13 protein-coding genes are annotated in these 17,444 nt (G+C 45.1%); 1 reads left to right on the top strand and 12 read right to left on the bottom strand.

Annotated elements, in window-relative coordinates:
- Window positions 1-9 precede the first annotated feature (9 nt).
- Complete coding sequence (locus tag BQ5591_RS14745) at window positions 10-2,838, top strand: glycoside hydrolase family 3 N-terminal domain-containing protein (RefSeq protein WP_071149922.1); 2,829 nt, start codon at window positions 10-12, stop codon at window positions 2,836-2,838.
- Window positions 2,839-3,064: 226 nt separating this feature from the next.
- Here the strand turns inward: BQ5591_RS14745 and hisB are convergent, their stop codons facing one another.
- From hisB to BQ5591_RS14805, 12 genes are all read right to left on the bottom strand, one after another.
- Window positions 3,065-4,216: a bifunctional histidinol-phosphatase/imidazoleglycerol-phosphate dehydratase HisB gene (gene hisB / locus BQ5591_RS14750; RefSeq protein WP_022163278.1), complete on the bottom strand. Its 1,152-nt coding sequence runs from the start codon at window positions 4,214-4,216 to the stop codon at window positions 3,065-3,067.
- Between the two features lie 4 nt (window positions 4,217-4,220).
- Entirely contained in the window at window positions 4,221-5,258 is a 1,038-nt protein-coding gene (gene hisC, locus BQ5591_RS14755; protein ID WP_071149923.1) for a histidinol-phosphate transaminase, read from the bottom strand.
- Between the two features lie 16 nt (window positions 5,259-5,274).
- The gene (gene hisD, locus BQ5591_RS14760) at window positions 5,275-6,558 is read right to left on the bottom strand and encodes a histidinol dehydrogenase (RefSeq protein WP_022163280.1); all 1,284 of its coding nucleotides are present in this window, start codon (window positions 6,556-6,558) and stop codon (window positions 5,275-5,277) included.
- Between the two features lie 12 nt (window positions 6,559-6,570).
- Window positions 6,571-7,425, bottom strand: a complete 855-nt coding sequence (gene hisG / locus BQ5591_RS14765) for an ATP phosphoribosyltransferase (RefSeq protein ID WP_071149924.1) — start codon at window positions 7,423-7,425, stop codon at window positions 6,571-6,573.
- A 334-nt stretch (window positions 7,426-7,759) separates the two neighbouring features.
- The gene (locus BQ5591_RS14770) at window positions 7,760-8,251 is read right to left on the bottom strand and encodes a PaaI family thioesterase (protein WP_071149925.1); all 492 of its coding nucleotides are present in this window, start codon (window positions 8,249-8,251) and stop codon (window positions 7,760-7,762) included.
- A gap of 132 nt (window positions 8,252-8,383) precedes the next feature.
- Window positions 8,384-10,546, bottom strand: a complete 2,163-nt coding sequence (locus BQ5591_RS14775; RefSeq protein ID WP_071149926.1) for a glycoside hydrolase family 97 protein — start codon at window positions 10,544-10,546, stop codon at window positions 8,384-8,386.
- Window positions 10,547-10,907: 361 nt separating this feature from the next.
- Window positions 10,908-12,533: an IS66 family transposase gene (tnpC, locus tag BQ5591_RS14780; protein ID WP_071149927.1), complete on the bottom strand. Its 1,626-nt coding sequence runs from the start codon at window positions 12,531-12,533 to the stop codon at window positions 10,908-10,910.
- Window positions 12,534-12,620: 87 nt separating this feature from the next.
- Window positions 12,621-12,989, bottom strand: coding sequence for an IS66 family insertion sequence element accessory protein TnpB (gene tnpB, locus BQ5591_RS14785; RefSeq protein ID WP_071149928.1), 369 nt, complete (start codon window positions 12,987-12,989; stop codon window positions 12,621-12,623).
- Entirely contained in the window at window positions 12,982-13,305 is a 324-nt protein-coding gene (gene tnpA / locus BQ5591_RS14790) for an IS66 family insertion sequence element accessory protein TnpA (protein ID WP_022233666.1), read from the bottom strand. The genes tnpB and tnpA overlap by 8 nt, the downstream gene beginning before the upstream one ends.
- Window positions 13,306-13,568: 263 nt before the next feature.
- Window positions 13,569-14,708, bottom strand: coding sequence for an OmpA family protein (locus BQ5591_RS14795; RefSeq protein ID WP_071149929.1), 1,140 nt, complete (start codon window positions 14,706-14,708; stop codon window positions 13,569-13,571).
- 36 nt (window positions 14,709-14,744) lie between these two features.
- Window positions 14,745-15,647, bottom strand: a complete 903-nt coding sequence (locus tag BQ5591_RS14800) for a DUF3869 domain-containing protein (RefSeq protein WP_071149930.1) — start codon at window positions 15,645-15,647, stop codon at window positions 14,745-14,747.
- Window positions 15,648-15,659: 12 nt separating this feature from the next.
- Window positions 15,660-16,904 (bottom strand): hypothetical protein, encoded by a 1,245-nt coding sequence (locus BQ5591_RS14805; RefSeq protein ID WP_071150755.1) that lies wholly within the window; start codon window positions 16,902-16,904, stop codon window positions 15,660-15,662.
- Window positions 16,905-17,444: the final 540 nt, after the last annotated feature.

Here is a 17,444-nt window from a genome sequence, read left to right on the forward strand (position 1 = left end):
AAAAGGACCATGAACAAGCTATTCATTGCTACCTTGCTACTAAGCGGCAGCACCTTTTTATCGGGACAAACTGTGCCCCGCATCCCTGAAACATACAAACCGTCGAAAAGCGAAATGTACCATAAAGGTTGGATCGACTTCAACAAGAACGGTGTAAAAGACGTATATGAAGATCCCTCCGCCCCTGTCGAAGCCCGCATTGAAAACCTGCTCGGCCAGATGACACTGGAAGAGAAAACTTGCCAGATGGTAACCCTCTACGGTTACAAACGGGTATTGAAGGACGATCTGCCTACAGCCGAATGGAAACAATCGCTTTGGAAAGACGGTATCGGTGCCATCGACGAACACCTCAACGGTTTTCAGCAATGGGGTCTTCCACCCTCGGACAATCCTTATGTATGGCCTGCTTCACGACACGCCTGGGCACTGAACGAAGTACAACGTTTCTTTGTAGAAGAAACACGCCTGGGCATCCCCACCGACTTCACCAACGAAGGCATCCGCGGAATCGAAAGTTTCCGGGCCACTAACTTCCCCACTCAGTTAGGTTTGGGACATACTTGGAACCGCAAACTGATTCATCAGGTAGGACTCATCACCGGCCGTGAAGCACGCATGCTGGGCTACACTAATGTATACGCTCCCATCCTCGACGTGGGTCGCGACCAAAGATGGGGACGCTACGAAGAAGTTTATGGCGAATCACCTTATCTGGTAGCTGAACTGGGTATCGAAATGGTACGAGGGTTACAGCATAACCACCAAGTAACTTCTACAGGAAAACACTTCGTAGCATACAGCAACAATAAAGGTGCACGCGAAGGCATGGCACGTGTTGACCCGCAAATGTCGCCACGCGAAGTAGAAAATGTTCACGTATACCCCTTCCGCCGTGTCATTCAAGAAGCAGGCATGCTGGGCATCATGAGTTCGTACAACGACTACGACGGTTTCCCCATACAAGGCAGCTACTACTGGCTGACTACCCGCCTGCGTGGTGAAATGGGTTTCCGCGGATACGTCGTGTCCGACAGTGATGCCGTAGAGTACCTTTATACCAAGCACGGCACTGCCAAAGATATGAAAGAAGCTGTACGCCAGAGCGTAGAAGCCGGACTGAATGTACGCTGCACGTTCCGTTCACCCGAATCGTTCGTATACCCCTTGCGCGAACTGGTAAAAGAAGGCGGACTGAGTGAAGAACTGATCAACGACCGTGTACGCGACATCCTGCGGGTAAAATTCCTGGTAGGTTTGTTCGATTCTCCTTATCAGACCGACCTGGCCGGTGCCGACAAAGAAGTGGAAAAAGCCGAAAATGAAGCAGTAGCTCTTCAGGCCTCACGCGAAAGCATCGTATTGCTGAAGAACGAATCGGAACTGCTGCCGCTCGACATCAACCAGGTAAAGCGTATCGCCGTATGTGGTCCGAATGCGGATGAAGAAGGATATGCCCTGACTCATTACGGCCCGCTGGCAGTAGACGTGACCACCGTACTCGAAGGCATACAGGCCAAGGTAAAAGGCCGTGCCGAAGTAGTCTATACCAAAGGTTGCGAACTGGTAGATGCCCACTGGCCGGAAAGCGAACTGATAGACTATCCGCTGACAGCAGAGGAACAAGCCGAAATAGACCGTGCCGTCGAGAATGCACGCCAGTCGGACGTGGCCGTCGTTGTATTAGGCGGTGGCCAACGGACTTGTGGAGAAAACAAGTCGCGCAGCAGCCTCGACCTGCCGGGACGTCAATTGCAACTGCTTCAGGCCGTACAGGCAACAGGCAAACCCGTCGTACTGATTCTGATCAACGGGCGTCCGCTCTCTATCAACTGGGCCGACGAGTTCGTACCGGCCATCCTCGAAGCATGGTACCCCGGTTCCAAGGGAGGAACAGCATTGGCCGACATCCTGTTCGGTGACTACAATCCGGGAGGCAAGCTGACTGTAACCTTCCCCAAAAGCGTCGGACAGATACCTTTCAACTTCCCCTGCAAACCTTCGTCACAGGTTGACGGCGGACAGAACATGGGACTGGACGGCAACATGACCCGTGTAAACGGTGCCCTCTACCCCTTTGGTTATGGTCTGAGCTATACGACATTCGAGTATTCCGACCTCGAAATCTCACCGAAGGTCATTACTCCCAACGAACGCGTACAAGTAAGTCTTAAAGTGACCAATACCGGAAAAAGAGCCGGCGACGAGGTAGTACAGCTCTATACGCGCGATGTCATCAGTTCTGTTACTACTTACGAGAAGAATCTGGCCGGATTCGAACGCATCCACCTCCGTCCGGGCGAAACACAAACGGTTACATTCACCCTCGACCGTAAGCACTTTGAACTGTTGAATGCTGACATGAAGTGGGTAGTAGAACCGGGCGAATTCAGCATCATGGCAGGAGCCTCATCCGAAGACATCCGCCTGAGCGGAATGCTTCAGGTAGAAGAATACGCAACCCGCCTGCAAGCCATCGAAGCACAAAAAACGCAAAGCCCCGTCACGGCCAGTACCAATCCGGAAAGCACAAGCCTGGTACTAGACGGCAAAGCTGAAACTTCGTGGCAAGGGAATAAGGGAGATTACATCACCCTGTCGCTGGACAATTCGCCGCACGTAGAGAAAGTGGATATTACATTTGTCCGCGAAAACAACCTACCAGCCGAATTTGAAATACAGCTGTCAGGCGGAGGCGGACAATTCCTCACAGTATACTCGGGCACCGTAAGCGAATACGGGAAAGCAATCACCTACCAATTCAAGGGAAGTACCGCAAGTGACCTGCGCATCGTGTTGAAAGATGACCTGGTAGGCGTAGCAGAAATAAAGCTGTAACAGGCACGCTGTCAGGAACGTCCTGAAATGTAAATTGGCACAAGCTGACGTAAATATTCAATAGAAATTGTTTGCGTCAGTTTGTGCCAATTGTGTTTTAAGATAACACTACTATAACCGCTGTTGAGCGACACTTGCATGGCTCATGAGAGACACTTGTACGGCTCGCGAGAGACACTTGCACGGCTCATGAGCAACACAAGTGTGGCTCACAGCGCCTGTATTCCTATAGTACGCCTTTCGAACTGGGCAATTCGAAATGATAAATATCACGCTTCACAGCCATCTTCAGCGCACGGGCCAATGCCTTAAAGATGCCTTCTATCTTGTGATGTTCGTTCTGTCCTTCGGCTTTGATGTTCAGGTTCATGCGGGCAGCATCGCTCAACGACTTGAAGAAGTGAAGAAACATTTCCGTAGGCATCTCGCCTATCTTTTCACGGCGAAACTCAGCATCCCAAACCAGCCAGGGGCGTCCGCCAAAGTCCAAGCAAACCTGACACAAACAATCGTCCATCGGCAAAGCATAACCGTAACGTTCAATTCCCCGTTTGCTGCCCAAAGCCTGATACAGACATTCGCCCAAAGCCAGTGCCGTATCCTCAATGGTGTGGTGTTCGTCTACTTCCAGGTCGCCTTTCACACGAATGGTCAAATCCATTCCTCCATGCTTGCCTATCTGCTCCAGCATGTGGTCGAAGAAGCCCAAGCCGGTATCAATATCACACTTTCCGTCACCGTCCAGGTTGACTGCCACATAGATATCGGTCTCTTTCGTCGTACGGCGGACTTCTGCCCTGCGTTCGCCGGCAAAGAGGAACTCGGCAACCTTATCCCAGTCTGTCGTGGCCAATGCACACACTTGCAGAAGTCCTTCGCAAGCAGCCTGTCCGCCTTCTGCTACAGGCTTCAAGAGTTGTACGTTGTCGTTCAAAAATATAGCACGGCAACCCAGATTCTTAGCCAATTCCACATCGGTCGGACGATCGCCTATCACAAAACTGTTCGCCAAGTCGTATTCTGGATTGTGAAGATACTTTTCCAACATCCCTGTACGCGGCTTCCGGGTGGGTGCATTGTCGGCAGGCATACTTCGGTCAATGCAGACTTCATCGAACGTGATACCTTCGCCAGCTAGCGTTTTCATCATCAGGTTATGAGCCGGCCAGAAAGTCTCTTCAGGAAACGAAGCGGTGCCCAGTCCATCCTGATTGGTCACCATGACAAACTCAAAGTCAAGCTTACTGCGTATGAAACCCAAATTGCGCATCACCTTGGGGTAAAACTCCAGCTTCTCCAACGAATCCAGCTGATAATCGACTGGCGGCTCGATAACCAGCGTACCGTCGCGGTCAATAAAAAGAACTTTTTTCATCATCTGCTCACGAAAAGTTTTTCAATGCTTCTATCAGTTTGTTATTCTCAATCCGGGTGCCGACCGTCACGCGCAGACAGTTTCCGCACAACGTCACCGAATGACGGTTGCGCACGATGATGCCCTGCCCTACCAGATAATTGTATATCTTGACGGCATCTGTCACCCGCACCAAGAAGAAGTTGGCATTCGACGGATACATCTTGACCGTACAAGGCAACTTGGCAAACGCTGCCTCCAGGTATCCACGTTCTTCTTTCAAGGTCCGCACCCAACGCTCTACTTCGTAATAACGGTGCAGCATCTCAATGGCCTGTTTCTGTGTCAGGAGGTTGACATTATATGGATACTTTATCTTGTTGAACACGGCAATAATCTGAGGAGAAGCGAAAGCCATTCCGAGTCGGATAGCCGCACATCCCCAGGCTTTGGAGAACGTCTGCAGGACAATAAGATTGGGATATTTCTCCAGGTCGGCAAGGAAAGATGGCACTTCGGAAAAGTCGTTGTAGGCCTCATCCAAAACGACCAGCCCCTGAAAAGACGAAAGCAGCTTTTCTATTTCTGCACGCGGCAAATCATTGCCTGTAGGATTGTTGGGAGAACATAGAAAGATAACTTTCGTGTGCTCGTCGGCAGCAGCCAGCAGCTTGTCGGCCGAAAAGCAGAATTGTTCATCCAGCAACACCTTCCGATACTCTACATCGTTGACCTCAGCACATACCTGATACATGCCGTAAGTTGGGTCGATCGCCACAACGTTGTCTATACGGGGCTCGCAAAAGGCACGGAATACCAAGTCGATAGCTTCGTCACTGCCATTCCCCAGAAAGATATGATCGGCGCCAACTTTCTTTACTTTAGCTAATTCGTTTTTCAGTTCGCATTGCAAAGGATCTGGATAACGGTTGTGAGGACCGTTATAGGGATTCTCATTGGCATCCAAAAAAACAGAAGCCTCTACTCCCTTATATTCATCGCGTGCCGAAGAATAAGGCTTCAAGCGCCAAATGTTCGGACGGGTCAGTTCCTGTATTGTTTTCATGATTAGTCGTTTTAAGTTATTGTAAGGCTTTCAATCTCACGGTTATCGCATTCTTATGTGCATCCAAATGCTCATTGGCTGCCATGACTTCAATGGCCGGACCGATATGGCGAATGCCTTCCGGCTGAATCTCCTGGAAAGTAATCTTACGGATAAAACTGTCGAGGCTCACCCCGCTATAAGCCTTGGCATAGCCATTGGTAGGCAACGTGTGATTGGTACCCGAAGCATAATCGCCCGCACTCTCGGGAGAAAGGTGACCAAGAAATACGGAACCGGCATTCACCACCCGCTCGGCAACCGACAGATAATCGGCCGTCTCTACAATCAGGTGCTCGGGGGCATAGGCATTGGTCAGTTCGATGGCTTCGTCCAGACTGCGTACCACAATCAGCTTACTGTTGGCAAGCGACTTGCTGGCAATCTCCTTACGGGGCAGAAGTTCAAGCTGTCGCTCTACTTCGGCCTTGACGGCTTGCTGTAACGACTCGGAAGTGGTAATCAACATAGCCTGGCTGTCTACTCCATGCTCGGCCTGACTCAACAAATCGGCGGCAACAAAAGCCGGATTGGCTGTTTCGTCGGCCAGCACCTCTACTTCGGACGGACCGGCAGGCATATCAATAGCTACATCGCGCAGGCTGACCAGCTGTTTGGCTGCCGTGACGTACTGATTACCAGGACCAAATATTTTGTATACTCGTGGCACACTCTCCGTACCATAAGCCATAGAAGCAATGGCCTGTATTCCACCAGCCTTGAAGATACGACTTACGCCTGCTACCTTGGCGGCAAAAAGTACGGCCGGATGTACCTTGCCGTCACGTCCCGGAGGGGTACAAAGCACAATTTCTCCACAACCTGCAATCTTGGCCGGCACAGCCAGCATCAGTACGGTAGAAAACAAGGGAGCCGTACCACCGGGAATATAAAGACCAACCTTTTCAATGGGCACTGCCTTTTGCCAGCAGGTTACTCCTGCACTGGTTGTCACTTTCTTACCCTCAAATCGTTGCGCAGCATGGAAAGTCTCTATGTTTTGTTTAGCCAAACGGATGGCCTGTTTCAGTTCTTCATCAATCAGGCTGTCTGCTTCGGCCCACTCTTCTTCGGAAACAGCAAGCGAAGCAAGTTGCACTTTGTCAAACTGCTCTTCATAAGCCAGGACAGCACGATCGCCTTCGGCCTTCACTCGATTAATGACGCTTCGTACCGTGTCAAACAAGTCCTCGGTATTCATAACCGGACGTTTCAGCAAATCAGCCCATTGAGCCTTATCTGGATATGTAACAAGAATCATAGTAATAAACGGTTAAATAATCATTTTTTCTATCGGCAACACCAGGATACCCTCAGCTCCCAATGCTTTCAGCTTACCAATAATTTCCCAAAAGCACTGTTCATCAAGTACCGTATGTACAGAGCACCATCCTTTTTGTGCCAACGGCATTACCGTCGGACTCTTCATTCCCGGCAGTACGGCAACGATTTCCTTCAGTTTCTCTTCTGGCACATTCATCAGTACATATTTCTTATCTTCTGCCGTACGCACTGCATCCATACGGAAAAGCAGTTCGCGAAGAATTTCTTGTTTCTCCGGACAGAGATTCTTGTTGCCAATCAGTAGCGCTTCGGATTTCATTACCACTTCTACTTCTTTCAAGCGGTTACTTACCAATGTCGAACCTGAACTGACAATATCGAAAATCGCATCGGCCAAACCGATACCCGGCGAAACCTCTACCGATCCGGTGATGACATGAACTTCGGCATTCACTCCCTGTTCTTTCAAAAAGTTCGACAAGATGCCGGGATACGATGTAGCTATCTTCTTCCCCTCGAACCACTGAATGCCCGAATACTCAATGTCCTTCGGCATAGCCAATGACAAACGGCATTTACTGAACCCCAGACGTTTGATGATTTCAGCATCTTCGCCTTTCTCCATAAATTCATTTTCACCAACGATACCGATATCGGCTACTCCGGTTGCCACGGTCTGTGGTATGTCGTCGTCGCGCAAGAACAACACTTCCACAGGGAAATTAGTCGATTGTACCAACAGGGTACGCTTTGTCGCACTAAGTTTTATATCCGACTCTTCAAGAAATGACATGGTCTCGTCATAAAGACGCCCCTTGGCCTGCACTGCAATTCTTAGTAACATAACTTCATCTAACTGTTTATATATTAGTATTCATGATTATTATTTCTCAAACAATAAATCAGGTAAGTACAAATAAAAAACGAGACCTACCCCATATCCGGTAAGCCTCGTTCATTTATGTCTTTTTTACATTACACATACACTCATTCGCCCACCGAATTATTCGCCAGGATGATGATGGTGATGATGTGTAATGACTGTTCTCATGCTCTTTCTTTATTGTTACAGCGACAAAAGTAAAGTATTCGTTTGTAATATCCAAAGATTTATCACAAAATATTCCGTTTACCTATCACTTTTTCACCATGCAAAAACAAAAATGCTACAAAAGACATCAAACCAAAGGTAAAATCTCCTCCGACTCAACATCACAATGATGGAAATGCATCTCTTGCTCAGCTTTCTCACGCGGAAAAGTGAAATAAGTACAGATAGCTTCTGTACAGAGTTCACCGGCACTGTTGTACAAACGTGCTTCGATGACAGCTAGGTTTCTTTTCTGTTCGCGCAATGAAGCACGCAACACAACATGTGTATCATTTGTTGAGATAGACTTCCGGAAACGCGTTTCCATTTTCGAAGTCACACCGCCTGTCTGCAATTTACGAAATACGACCCAACCGCAGATCTCGTCAAGCAACACTGACTGGATGCCACCATGCAACGTATTCAGCCATCCCTGATACTCGGGACGAGGTTTCCATACACTAACTATCTCGTCACCGTCTTCATAAAACACCATTCTCACTCCAGCTTCATTATCAGGCGAACAGCCAAAACAATTATAGCCTTCCATATCTTTCCATGGATTGATAATCTTTCTCATAGCCTCTATTTTTATGACCTTAGAACTATAAATTATTAATGTAGCAGCGAAGATAAAAAATGTCCCGTAGAAATCATAATCCTACGGGACACAACTAATGCCTAAATCAAACTTCTTTTTACCTTAAGCATGTTATTTCCATTTCTTCACACCTTTGGAATTTTCAGGAGTGGCCTCTATCAGACTTAAAGCAAAACCACCACTTCGTGCTTCTTTGACAGACAGACGGGTTTTAGACGTTACAATTCCCTTCTTTATCTGATATTCGGTCGGATTCTCCTTGTAATCGGCCGTCTTTCCGTCGGCATATAAAGTTGCGACATATTTCTTACCCGGCTCCAGAAAATCAAGAGCAAATGTAGCTGTGCGGGTATTCTCGTCAGTAATACCTCCCACAAACCAGTTACTTGTACCTTTGGCTTTACGTGCGATAGTCAGGTAGTCACCCGGCTCGGCTTCGATGTACTTGCTTTCGTCCCAATCAACCGCCACATCTTTAATGAACTGGAAAGCATCCATGTGCTTCTCGTAATTCTGCACCAAATCGGCAGCCATCTGCAAAGGACTATAGAGCGTTACATAAAGCGCCAGCTGTTTGCACAATGTAGTTTGCACCTGGCCATGTGGCAAATCGCCCATAAACTCCAGTTTAGTATCGAAAATTCCCGGAGTATAATCCATCGGACCGCCAATCAGTCGGGTAAAAGGAAGCAATGTGGTATGGAATGGCTTGCTGCCACCAAAGGCTTCGTACTCGGTTCCGCGTGCCGATTCGTTCCCTATCAGATTAGGATAAGTACGGCACAGACCTGTAGGACGGACAGCCTCGTGAGCATTGACACAAATCTTATATTCGGCAGCTTTCTTCACAGCATAAAGATAATGGTTGTTCATCCACTGTCCGTAATGATGTTCACCACGAGGAATGATGTTGCCTACATAGCCGCTTTTTACTGCATTATAACCATTGTCTACCATAAACTGATAGGCCTGATCCATGTGACGTTCATAATTGCGAACGGAAGAAGAAGTTTCGTGATGCATCATCAGTTTGACTCCCTTACTATGAGCATACTCATTAAGCATCTTCACATCAAAGTCCGGATAAGGTGTGACAAAGTCGAACACATAATCCTTGGAATGTCCGAACCAGTCTTCCCAACCTTCATTCCAACCTTCGACAAGAACCTGGTCCAGTCCGTTTTCTGCAGCGAAATCGATATAGCGTTTCACGTTTTCGTTGGTAGCACCATGACGTCCGTTTGGCTTGGTCTTTTTATAATCAGTCTCACCCAGCTTCACTGAAGGAAGTTCGTCTGTATAAGCCCAGGTACTCTTACCGGCAATCATTTCCCACCATACGCCTACATACTTAACAGGCTTAATCCACGATACATCCTCGTAAGCACAAGGTTCGTTCAGGTTAAGTGTAATACGCGAAGCCAATATGTCGCGGGCATCATCACTGACAATCACTGTACGCCAAGGTGATGTACAAGGAGCTTGCAGATAACCCTTATTTCCTTGCGCATCAGGAGTAAGCCAAGACTCAAAAATGAAATTCTTGTCATCCAGATTAAGATGCATACAAGAGTAATCTACCAAAGCGGCTTCGTGCAGATTGATATACAATCCGTCAGCCGTCTTCAGTTGAAGCGAGGTCTGCACACCTGTAGGAGAAAACGGAGTTTGCGAAGAGTTAGGAGTGATGGCTCCTTCCATCAAACCACGTATTTCCGAAAGTTTAGATTCGGTATAGTCATACTCCTGTGTGTCATAGTCACCGGGAATCCAGAAAGCAGTATGGTCGCCCGTCATGGCAAACTGAGTATGCTCCTCCTTAATCACAAAGTAATTCAGATTTTTCTGTAAAGGAAACTCGTAACGAAAGCCCAAACCATCGTCGAACAGACGGAAACGGATAATGATATTACGTTCCTGTGCCTTCTGATTCAGCGTAACGGCAAGTTCATTGTAATAGTTGCGTATCTGCTTTTCTTCTCCCCAAACGGGTTCCCAAGTTTCATCAAAAGTGGAAGTTTTGGTATCGGTCAGTGTAAAACCATTCATCAGACCGGGATCATCTTTCAACTCCAACCCTAACTTAGAAGGCTTGATGACAACCTTTCCTTTATAAGAAAGTTCATAAACGGGTTCCCCCTGCGCATTTACAGAAAAGTTAAGCTGAAGTTGCCCATTAGGAGAAGTGATACTTTCTGCCATAGCTGCGCTACAAGCAAAAAGCGCAAAGATAAAACAAGCAAATTTCGTACAGATAGTTTTCATGTTTCTCATGTTATATGGTTGATTAATAATTATCATACCACAAAGATAAAAAGGAAAAGACTTTTAAAGAAGAAGGACAAACAGAAAAGACTTAAGAAAGCAATACAAACGTTTGCATACACCCTTCCAGCAGAGAAAATGGCATGTCTTTACTGCGTATCTATCCGAAATCCACCGTTTTTTGTTTCAGAAAAGTTGCGATCTTAGCCCTCAAAAAAAACATCTATCTACTCTACTAAATGCGTCTTCTGCGTAAGCATTCGATAAACTACAAGTTTTAAACCTTTATATACAACAATAGCGACTGTCACTATGAACCTAATAGTTTCAGCCGCTATTATTTTGTTGAACCTATATGTTGCATATGGCATTAGTTGTCAGATACCCCATGTTGTTTTGTTAATATGCTTTCCGGATGTTTCAGCTTCCACTTGTGTGGAAGCAGATCCAAAAGTATCTCATGAGTTGCATTCTTGTGATAAGGCATTTGGGCGATTACATCATTCAGGTAATTCCTTGGGTTTACATCGTGTGCCTTACAAGTAGCCAATAGGGAACAGATAACAGACATATTAACCGCAGCTTCGTGATTACCACAGAAAAGAAAATTTTTTCTGCTCAGAGTGATGGGCCGTTGGACATTTTCCGCCAGATTGTTGTCCCAGTACAGGCGGCCATCGTCCAGACATCTCATAATATTATCCCATTTGGTATAGGCATATGTTATGGCCTTGCCTGTCAAAGAACTTGGACTGTATTTAATTCCTTCTGTCTCCATCCATACCTTCATTGCCTCCATGATTGGCCTGGACAGTTCCTGACGCGTCTGTCTGCGCTCATCATATGCCAGGCCGGCTTCGTCACACTGGCGTTCTATTTTATAGATATGCTGTATCTGAGTCAGTGCATGTTGCGCCATCTCCCTGTTTTCATCCAAAGCCTGCTCAAAATGACGGCGTATATGCACCAGGCAGTTGAGTAGCCGCACATCGGGGTTGGTCTTGAAGGCTGTTTCATAACCTGCAAAACCGTCACATTGAAGATATCCCTTGAAGTTATATTGATTTGCCAGGGATTCGATGACCGCTCCGGCCCGTGATCCCCCGTCGTAATGGAAGATGACCAGTTTCTCCATGACTGATCTTACCATCCAGAGATATTCCTTGTCGGCTCTGTGTTTTTCTCTGTTAATGACCGGAACTGTAGTCTCGTCCGCCTGTACATAGTCGCAGGAGAATACTTCCCGTTTGAGTTCTTCATACAGAGGCTTAAGCAGTTCTACTGTTTTCTTGAACCATCCGTCCAGCGTACTTTCCGTCAGGCCTTTCATTCCAAGATGGCGGTACTGTTGTATCTGACGGTAGAACGGGACATGATATTCATACTTCTGAAGCAGTATCTCGGCAAGCAGGCTGGTGTCAGCAATGCACTTGTCGACCGGCATCAGCGGCATGGGAGCTATCTCTACGCCTTTCTGTCCGGCTGGAGGAAGCAGGGTACTATCCTTGAGAGCATATTTGGGACGGATGATCACCTTGACGTAAAGCATTCCCGGCTTGTGTTTGACGACTTTTGTTATCTCTTCGCCTATTCTACGGTATAAAGACAAGTCTACGCCTTTCGGTTCTATTGTATCGGTTTCCAATACGGGCAAGTCCTCTATCATTTTGCGGTTCTGACGATTTCGTTTTACGTCTTCCACCGATTCCTTCTCAATCTTTTCCACAGCCTCGTCCCGCTTTTCTTCCGCCTGCTGCCGGAGTCCGGAAAACTCGTCGGCAAAGAGATCTGGCATATTAGGATCATATACGCGAAGTTTCTCCGATTTACGACCAAAGAGCTGACGGTTCAGCCATGCGACCTGAGCCGTCAACTCCTTGATACGTTCCTGCAGATTTTTTATCTGTTCGGATTGATTCTTATTAGTAGTAGACAATGAGGCTATAGAGGCATTCAGCCCTTCTATCGTCTTGAGTAAAATTTCTTTTTCTTCCATTGTCTATACTTCTTTTAATGATGTAAATATACTAATTAACAGTGAATTATGCAACAATATCCAAAGTTTACTCACATAAAAAACATGTTATACATGGTATTCCTTACGTTCGGCTCTTAACCGCCGGAGCCTCTGCTCCGGGTTTTCCTGTATTCCTTCAACCATCATCACCAGATCGCGCCACTCCATGGGATAGCTGTTTGATTTGGGATCATACTCCGGCAACTTGAAGCGACCGGCCTCCAGACGTTTTACATACATTACCATACCTCCGTCTTCGGCATGAAGGAGTTTCATTAGCCTGCGGCTGGAACCGATGAAGATGAAGACATCACCGTTCCTCACTTCACTGTTCATTTTCTCATGTACCACTCCGCATAGCGAACTGATACCCTTGCGCATATCTGTCCTGCCAGGACACAGGAAGTAGCGCATCGTGTCGTTCAGGTTAAACATGACCGTTTCGAAGACTTTGGGTAAATATTTCCTTCAGCAAATCTTCAGAACCGCTCCCGAAGTGGGCACGAAGTCCATTGGGAAACAGCAGCGCAACACCATGCGGCAATTGTTCTTCTTGGGAAGACTCCGTAAATGCCTGTTTAAAACTGATAGGAGCCAACTCGTGTTTGATACTGCTCCTGTCAACGGAACATTTTCTACGCCAGTAGTGATAGGTTGAATAACTTACACCTATCTGTTGAAGGTACGACTTCAACGGCAGCTCGCTTTGTTGCACCTGCAATTCTAATTCTTCAAATTCTTGTCTGTTCATAATAATTGAGGTTTGATTGTATTCACTGCCGCAAAGCTACAACCAAACCTCAAAGTGTAAAAGGTGCATTTCTTCGAATGCTTACTCTTCTGCCCCATCATTTTTTCCCTAGTTAGGAAAAAATTCCTTCCCAGTTAGGAAAAAATTTTTCTCCAGTTAGAAAAAAATCGCAGCCCAAGTTGGATTTCGGAAGGTTACACAATAACAATAAAAAAGGGCGAACCGAAGTCCGCCCTTTTCCATATTATATATCTGCTATCGTATTATTCAAGAATAACAACACGGTTCAGATAGTTCTTACCGAACATGTTTTCAGTACCACCGAAGCCTACGAGTTCAAGCTGATCACCATTTACGCCTTCAGCAACCAAAGCATCGTAAACAGCCTGTGCACGTTTTTCAGACAACTTCTGGTTCAGAGATACGCTACCAGTAGCCTTATCAGCATAACCAGCAATCTTGTACTTCTTATCCGGATTAGCCTTCAGGATCTTAGCAGCCAACTGGATGTTAACCTTACCGTAGCCGTCGATCTTAGCGCTACCAATCTTGAAGAAGATAGCACGCGGACCAGCAACTTGTACTTCCTTAACAACTTCTTTAACTTCAGGCTTAACGTTAGCCAATGCATTCTTAGCATCAGCCAAGTCAGCTTGAGCTTTTGCCAATTCGCTTCTGTACTTATTGATTTCTTCGTTGATAGCGTCCTTTTCAATCTTAGAAACCAGCGGAACAAACTTCTTACCACCAAATGTATAAGCAGCACCGATTGTCAAACGACCAGTAGCTTCTGCTTTGCGGCAATCGCTTGCATCACCGAAGATAGAAGGAGTTACACCAGCACGAGCTTCCAGATTCAAAGCCCACTTGTCAGTAATGTCATAACCCAATCCTAAACCAACTGTGGCACCGAAACGAGCTTTCAAGCCATGTTCTGAATAAGTATAAGATTGTGCACCTGTAGCAGCATTCAATGTAATATTAGTATCAACTGCCTTACCAAGATTCATTGTAGGACCACCAAACAGATAGAGGTTGAAAGCACGATCCGGATTATAACCACCAAACAAGTTAATCAGATTCAGCATAGCGTCCAGATTGATTTCACCGAACTTCTTGCAATAACCATAGTAACCGTTATCCTGCTTATCCAGGCTTTGCCACAGTCCACCAATCTGACCGCGAACACCCCAAACCGGATTGATATACTTTCCTACTGAAACATTGAAATTGAAAGTCGGAGTATTCATACCATCGTTGAAGACAGCCATACCGCCGACACCAACTCCTACAAAAATATTATCCGAACCTTTCTCGGTATAATATTTATCTTTTTCTTGCGCATTCATTGTCAAGCATGCACCTGCAAGTAACAATGAAGCCATTATAAATTTTCTTTTCATTTTTCTCTCGGTTTAAAATATGACTTGACAAACTAATTAATCAGGAATTACGATACCACCACCGGCGTTGCCACTACCGTGACCGTGACCATGTCCGTGACCTGCAGGTGCATGATCATGACCTGGGATTTGCTGATTATCTTCTATTTTCAAATTGAAAGAAGTATAATCGTCTACTGTTACTGTAGCAATCTGAACTTCCTCTGTAACTCCACCTTCTACCGTAGTAACACGTTTGAAAGTATAAACGGTCGGAACAATTGTATAAACAGCGTTTACTTTTGTCATAGAGTGAGCATAAATTGTCACTTCTTTAGATCTTTGTTCTTCAGTATAAGTTTCATCCAATGTATTTATAAAACCACCAACCAAAGCTTTTTCTTCGAAAGTACAATCTTCAGCAAATGTTTTCTCTACAACTTTAGAGCCACTCTTGAAGGTGTATGAAACAGATTCTTCATAGTAATAATCAGTAACATTCGGGATTTCTACAACATCACCAGCAATATCCTTTGCATCCTCTTCTTTAGCCTCATTCACAATGGTAACTACTGGTTCACCTGGTTCCGGTTCAGCCTGCAGAACGATAGTAGTAGTCAAAGTAAGGAACTGACCAGCTTGCAAAGCAGGAACGTTTACCGTATTAGAACCTTCCAAATTATTATATTTAGCCGTAACGGTAACAGTTTTTGCTTCGATACCAGGATTTCCAACAAATACAGGTCCGTCTGAATAAGTAATAGCGGCCTGATCAGTAACATTTGTTGTAGTTGTTCCGTCTACATAAAGAACTGTCGGGCTGATTGTAGCCTGTGCATTAATAGGATCAACATTAATGTTGAACTCCTCTTTCTCACAAGAAGTAAGAGTTGTAGCCAAAGCTACTACGGCCAGCGCAAACATTGCACCAATACCGTTCAAGAATTTCATTCTTTTCATCTCAATAATAAATTAAAAATTTAACAATTCTGACTTAATAAAATATGGATTAAAACTATTTTCTTTCATTATATTATCGCTCGCCTCAGCTTTATACTGTTTATAGTATTGCTGTTCGTTACCTGCATTATACAAAATTCCAAAATTTCGCGAGAGCATCACCCTCGGCCAATGTTTAGTTCTTTTATACTTATAGGGAGGCAAGGCGACCTGAAAACGCCAACCACCATTGATATTGATCCCTTTTGCTTTCATCGCATAAAGTCCAATAGAGCAATAGCGAAAATGGCGTATGACTTCAAACTTCGCACCCACTTCCTTCTGCAGATACCGTTCTACCTTCAAGTTAAACTGCGTATTGTATAAAGGCCAATAAAAGCTTCCCCCTAACGACCACGTAAAAGTAATGGTAGGATCGTAATGATAAGTAAAAGCATCCCAAAAGCCATTTCCGGTAGCCCCTACCCGTGCCAACAAGGAAAAACGCTCGTCGGGAAAACGATATGCCATATCCAAATCGACACCATACTGGCTGGCATTAAAAAGTCCCGCCGTCAGCTTACCAAAGATATTGTATGGTAAGCGAAAACTTTGCGATACTGTCAAATGCCCCGGATGCACCACCTCTTCCAATCGTCCATATCCGTCATTATAAACAGGAATCACCAACTGACCAGTAAGTTTCATTCCCTTCCACAACGACACTTCTATCGCCGGACTTAAGTCGAACAAAGCTTGATAAATCTGTGTAATAATCAAATTCTTGAACGACAGCTGAGGATAGACCAAAATATCAACCTTAAACAAAGAACTATTTTTCTTCTTTACCTTCCGCATCTTCTTCCAAGTGCCGCCCAAATCGTAACTTACGTGCCAATCACGGCGTTCACCTGTATATACGCTATCTTCCCACACCGGCAGAAAGCAAAGAGAAATCTGAGGGATGTTGTTGTCCAAAACGATAATGCGACAAGGTTTCCCCTCAGGAAGCCCTATTTCACGAATCACATCTACAGCCTTCCCAATCCCCACTCCATTCAAACGGTATGCAGAGTTTTGCAAGGTATATATGCGTTCGTTGCCATCGTCCGCCCATCCAACATTTTCAAAGCCCATCTCAACTAAAGCGTCTACAGTTCTATCCCCATCCTGCGAAAACCCCTTCAAAGGGAATAAACAGAGAAGAAAGAACGCACTATAATAAACTATAAATCCTATAGTTGGGCGTTTAGTTGTATTAGAGCTATTACACCTCATTCGTTTAACTTTCGTATAACAAAAATACGGTGCAAAAATAAATACATTTTTAATAATACCAAAGAAAATCATATGAAAATTGGCCAGTCTGTATCTATTTTTTCACAGATCACATTATTTAGTCATTTAAAGGGAGTACATATCATGTGCTAATGCTATCCGAACCTATTTTTTATTCTAAATATAATCTCTTATACGCATAGCTAATTATTTTCATTTTCCTGATATTCATACAAAACAGTCACTTTATACTGCCATACCACAACATTCTATCTTGATTTTCTTTTTTTTCATTTCATTTTTCTATACGAGCCACAGTTTATTCCTAAACATTCATAAAGCTATTTCTTTTATTCAAAAACAGTGTAACATAAACTACCTACAATAACATTTTAAGACTCCAGCATTAAATATTAGTGCTTTCAATATAATTATTTTCTTCAGAATCAATACTTCGGTAAATTTTTACCGATAAATAAAAATAAAACAATAGAATCGGTGTTAGCCGGTTCAAAATTACATTAAAGAGATCATTGAAAT

The sequence above is a fragment of the Bacteroides ndongoniae genome (assembly GCF_900108345.1).
In the GTDB taxonomy this organism is placed as follows: domain Bacteria; phylum Bacteroidota; class Bacteroidia; order Bacteroidales; family Bacteroidaceae; genus Bacteroides; species Bacteroides ndongoniae.